The following is a 5154-nucleotide window of genomic DNA, read 5'->3' as shown; positions in this document are numbered from 1 at the left end:
CCCGGCGGTCGGCGCCGAGGTGCGCGGGCTGGTGCGCGCCCACCAGCGCGGCCCGACGCCTTCCCGCCCCAGCGCGAAGAAGTAGCGGGCGCAGACGTGGTGGAACGAGAGCATCGCCGCGAACAGGCTCGTGACGTACAGCGCGGAGCCGATCGTGACCACCGCGGCGGGCAGCCGTTCGGCGGCGAGCACGAACAGCAGCTCGGTGGAGTGCTCCTCGGCCCGCGCAACGACCCGCTCCGGCCCGGTCGCCACGGTCATCGCCCAGGTGGAGAACCCGTAGAGCGCACCGATCAGCACCAGCGACGAGTAAGTCGCGATCACCACGGTGCGCCTGCCCCGCGCTTCCTCGGTCAGCACGGTGGAATTCTCGAACCCGATGAACCCGGTGAAGGCGATCACCAGGATCACCCCGGCGGTGCCGGTCAGCAGCTGCGCGGGGTTCAGCGTGTCCGCAACGACGCCCGCGGCGGCGGGCCGGGCCACGAACGCCGCGTCGTAGACCAGGATCACCAGCACCTCGGCGGCCAGCAGCACGCCGAGCACCCGCCCGTTGATGTCGATGCGCAGCACGCCCAGCACCGCCACGCCGGCCAGCCCGATCCCGGCGTAGAGCCACCAGGGGTGGGCGCCGCCGCCGAGCCCGCGGACCAGGTCGGCGGCGCCCACTCCGAAACCGCCGAGGAGGCTGACCTGGAGCACGTTGTAGGCCAGCAGCGCCACCCCGCCCGCAGCGGTGCCGGAAACCCGGCCGAGACCTTTGGCGATGTAGGCGTAGAAGGCGCCCGCGTTCTCGACCTGGCGGGCCATCGTCACGTAACCGATCGCGAACAGGCCCAGCACCAGCGCGATCGCCAGGTAGCCGACGGGGATGCCGTTGACCCCGGAGACGGCGAAACCGCTGACCGCTACCCCGGCGTCGACCGTTTCCGGCGCCGCGGCGGCCACGGTGAAGAACACGATCGCGGGCACGCCCAGCCGGGACCCGGCCAGCGAACCGGTCTCCGCGCTCCCGTTCGACGACATCTCCACCCCGGATCGTCGCGGCCGAAGACGCCACCTGCGCGAGCGCCTCATGCACCGCCGGACAAGGTAACGGCTCGCGGGCCGCGGGAAGATCCTCCAGAAGCGCGATCTTGGCGGCCGAGCGCGCTCGACTTCCGAAGGGAACACCGGCCGCTTCGTTCGTGTTTGACTTCGAGTTAACCCGAAGTCGCAGCATCGGCTTCGGCGCGCGACACCACCGCGCGACTGCTCCGCGACCCGGCCGACCCGAACCGGGCGGGCGCGGACGAACTCGACACGAGAGGACCACCACGATGACCTCTGGCGTCAGCTGGGAGACGATGCGCTCCTTCGCCGGTGACCAGTCGGTGACCCGGCAACGCCTGGCCCCCGGCCTCGCGCGGCGGATCACCCGTTACGCCCGCCCCTACGCCCGCGACATCGTCCCGTTCCTGCTGCTGGTCGCCGCGTCCGCGGTGATCGGGATCGTGACGCCGCTGCTGTTCAAGGCGATCATCGACAACGGCATCGTGCCGCGGAACCTGCACGTGGTGGCATGGCTCGCCGGGCTGGTCGCGCTGGTCGCGGTGCTGGAGGCGGTGCTGTCGCTGGCGCAGCGCTGGTATTCGGCGAAGCTGGGCGAAGGGCTCATCTACGACCTGCGGTCCGAGGTGTTCGACCACGTGCAGCGGATGCCGGTGGCGTTCTTCGTGCGCGCGCAGACCGGTTCGCTGGTCAGCAGGCTCAACAGCGACGTGATCGGGGCGCAGCGGGCGCTGACCAGCACGCTGTCCTCGGTGGTGTCGAACGTGCTGAGCCTGGTGCTGGTGCTGGCCACGATGTTCACGCTGTCCTGGCAGATCACGCTGATCGCGCTGGCGCTGCTGCCGCTGTTCCTGCTGCCGGTGCGCTGGGTCGGCCGCAAGCTGCAGACCGTCACCCGCGAGCAGATGAAGACCGACGCGCAGCTGAGCTCGCTGATGACCGAGCGCTTCGGGGTCGGCGGCGCGATGCTGGCGAAGCTCTACGGCCGCACCGAGGACGAGGCGGGCATGTTCTCCTCGCGCGCGGCGCGGGTGCGCGACCTGGGCGTCGTATCGGCGATGTACAGCAGGGTGTTCTTCGTGGCGCTGACGCTGCTGGCGGCGCTGGCCACGGCCGTGGTCTACGGGCTCGGCGGTTCGCTGGTGATCTCCGGGGCGTTCCAGCTGGGCACGCTGGTGGCGCTGGCGACCCTGCTGAGCCGCCTGTACGGGCCGTTGACCGCGCTGTCGAACGTGCACGTGGACGTGATGACGGCGCTGGTGAGCTTCGACCGGGTCTTCGAGGTGCTCGACCTCAAGCCGATGATCGAGGAGAAGCCGGACGCCGTGCGCCTGCAGGTCGGCTCCGGCAGCGCCGACGTCGAGTTCGAGCACGTGTCGTTCCGCTACCCGGCCTCCAGCGAGATCTCGCTGGCCTCGCTGGAGTCGGTCGCCCGCAGCGAGCAGGCACCGGCGCACGAGGTGCTGCGCGACATCAGCTTCCGGGCCGAACCCGGGCAGACCGTCGCGCTGGTCGGGCATTCCGGCGCGGGCAAGACCACGCTCACCAACCTCGCGGGACGGCTTTACGACGTCGACTCCGGAACCGTGCGGGTGGCCGGGCACGACGTGCGGGACGTGACGCTGAAATCGCTGTACGCGACGGTCGGCGTGGTCACGCAAGACCCGCACCTGTTCCACGATTCGATCCGCGCCAACCTCGCCTACGCCCGGCCCGGTGCTTCCGACGACGAGCTGTTCGAGGCGCTGCGCACCGCCCAGCTGCACGAGCTGATCGACGAACTGCCGGAGGGCTTGGACACCGTCGTCGGCGACCGCGGCTACCGGCTCTCCGGCGGGGAGAAGCAGCGGCTGGCCATCGCCCGGCTGCTGCTGAAGGCTCCGCCGGTGGTGGTGCTGGACGAGGCGACCGCGCACCTGGACTCGGAGTCGGAGGCCGCGGTGCAGCAAGCGCTGTCCACCGCGCTGTCGGGGCGGACGGCGCTGGTCATCGCGCACCGGCTGGCGACCATCCGGGAAGCGGACAAGATCCTGGTGATCTCCGGCGGCCACCTCGCCGAACAGGGCACGCACGCCGACCTGCTCGCCCGCGGCGGGCTCTACTCGGAGCTGTACCGCACCCAGTTCGCCCAGCAGGAAACCGCCGCACCGGCCGGCAACGGCCACCTCCCGAGCCTCGTTTCCGAGTGAACGGCCTGTTGAACCAATCTGGTCGGACGAACGGTCCGTTCACCGTTGGTGGAACAGGGAACGGTCACGCCTGACGCGCATAGCGCTCCCCGGCGATGCGGCCCACAAGCCGATCCGGCGCCGGGGAGCGAAGCGCAGGACGGGCCTCCCGTCTCCGAGCGAACGGACTGTTCGACCGATCCAGTCGGACCAACGGTCCGTTCACCCGTGGTGAACCGGCTACGTGCCGAGCCGTCCGTCCGGGTCGATGCGGCGGAGCATGGCACCGCAGATCTCGCCGAGTTGCTGGACCTGGGTGCCGGTGAGGGCGTCGAACACCAGCGACCGGACTCGTTCCACGTGGCCGGGAGCGGATTCGACGACCTTGCGGTATCCGGCTTCGGTGAGTTCGGCGAGGTTGCTGCGACCGTCGCAAGTGGACCTGGCGCGCCGCACCCACCCGTTGTTCTCCAGCCGCGCCACCACGTGCGAGACGCGGGACGGCGAAGCGGCGGCCTGCGCGGCGAGATCGCTCATCCGCAGCGTGCGGTCCGGGCGTTCGGACAGCATCGCCAGCACCCAGTAGCCGAAGTGGGTCAGGTCCGAGTCCCGCTGCAACTGGGTGTCCAGCGCGGCGGGCAGCAGCGTCATGAGCATCGCGAGCTTGCGCCAGGCGTGCTGCTCGTCGTCGCTCAACCACGGGGGGTCGCTCGACCGCTGCAGCTCGTCCATCCGGCGAGTCTAACCGCCGTCCTGCGCCCCCTCGCCGATCGCCGGTGCGCCTTGAACCCGTTCCTGCCACGGCCTACGCTGTTAATTGAAGCTTCAATCAAATGGAGGTCGGCGATGTCGCAGTCGATGCCCGCGATCTACCTCAGCCACGGAGCGCCACCGCTGGTCGACGACGCGCTGTGGACCGGCCAGCTCGCGGACTGGGCGGGGAACCTGCCGCGGCCCAAGGCGATTCTGGTGGTCTCGGCACACTGGGAATCCGCGCCTTGCACGCTCGGTGCGACCGCGGACGGCGTGCCGCTGACCTACGACTTCTGGGGTTTCGCGCCGCGCTACTACGAAACCGTCTACCCGAGTCCTGGTGCTCCTGAGCTGGCCGCGAAGGTCGCCGCGCTGATGCCGGACGACGAACCGGTGGCCCAGCAGCCGGACCGCGGGCTCGACCACGGTGCCTACGTGCCGTTGACCGTGATGTACCCGCACGCGGACGTGCCGGTGCTGCAGGTGTCGATGCCGACGTTGGACCCGGAGCGGTTGCTGCAGCTCGGGCGGCGGCTGCGGCCGTTGCGCGACGAAGGCGTGCTGCTCATCGGCTCCGGTTTCACCACGCATGGCCTGCCGTTCCTCAGCGACATGCGCCCGAACGCCGCGGCTCCCGGCTGGTCCCGCGAGTTCGACGCGTGGGCAGGGGAAGCGCTGGGGCGCGGAGACGTGGACGAACTCGCCGCCTACGCCGATCGCGCGCCCGGGATGCCTTACGCGCACCCGACGGCCGAGCACTTCGCGCCGATGTTCGTCACCCTCGGCGCGGCACGCGACCCGGGAACTGCGCCGGACCAGCTCATCGACGGCTACTGGATGGGGCTGGCGAAGCGATCGTTCCAGGTGGGGTGAGCGGCTGCGACTCTCGGCCGGCCGGTCGCACGCGGTCCCTACCGCGGCGTGCCGGGATGGCAGCGGGGTCCTGCCGCGTCCTCGGGCCGCAGTGCCGACACCGCTCAGCGGCTGAGCAGCATCTCTGCGCCGCGCGTGTTGATCACCCGCTGCGGCGGGATGCCGCATTCCTCGGCCCGCGCGCAGCCGTGGGACTGCCAGGCGAGCTGGCCGGGGGCGTGCGCGTCGGAATCGATGGCGAACTCGCACCCCAGCTCGAACGCGCGCCGCAGCAGCGCCCGCGGCGGATCCAGCCGCTCGGGACGCGAGT

General features: G+C 70.8%; 4 protein-coding genes and 1 pseudogene. 2 read left to right on the top strand and 3 right to left on the bottom strand.

All coding sequences use genetic code 11. The features are described 5' to 3' along the window. Positions 1-1026 (bottom strand): APC family permease (locus IJH84_RS14335; protein ID WP_295145199.1); only part of this gene is annotated, 1026 nt, incomplete at its 3' end. Between the two features lie 320 nt (positions 1027-1346). On the opposite strand from IJH84_RS14335, the gene IJH84_RS14330 reads away from it, so the two are divergent. Next, the gene (locus tag IJH84_RS14330) at positions 1347-3239 is read left to right on the top strand and encodes an ABC transporter ATP-binding protein (protein WP_295145202.1); all 1893 of its coding nucleotides are present in this window, start codon (positions 1347-1349) and stop codon (positions 3237-3239) included. A gap of 219 nt (positions 3240-3458) precedes the next feature. On the opposite strand, the gene IJH84_RS14325 is transcribed toward IJH84_RS14330, so the two are convergent. Next, complete coding sequence (locus IJH84_RS14325) at positions 3459-3950, bottom strand: MarR family transcriptional regulator (RefSeq protein ID WP_295145196.1); 492 nt, start codon at positions 3948-3950, stop codon at positions 3459-3461. 114 nt (positions 3951-4064) lie between these two features. On the opposite strand from IJH84_RS14325, the gene IJH84_RS14320 reads away from it, so the two are divergent. After that, positions 4065-4844, top strand: coding sequence for a dioxygenase (locus IJH84_RS14320; protein WP_295145194.1), 780 nt, complete (start codon positions 4065-4067; stop codon positions 4842-4844). 104 nt (positions 4845-4948) lie between these two features. Here IJH84_RS14320 and IJH84_RS14315 read toward each other — a convergent pair. Next, positions 4949-5154 (bottom strand): annotated as a pseudogene (locus tag IJH84_RS14315) (PHP domain-containing protein); the annotation flags it as partial.

Origin of the sequence: Saccharopolyspora sp. (assembly GCF_017434145.1) — a bacterium.
GTDB classification, from domain to species: domain Bacteria; phylum Actinomycetota; class Actinomycetes; order Mycobacteriales; family Pseudonocardiaceae; genus Saccharopolyspora_C; species Saccharopolyspora_C galaxeae.
The sequence above is the reverse complement of the archived record's forward strand: the minus strand, read 5'-3'. Positions and strand labels throughout refer to the sequence as shown.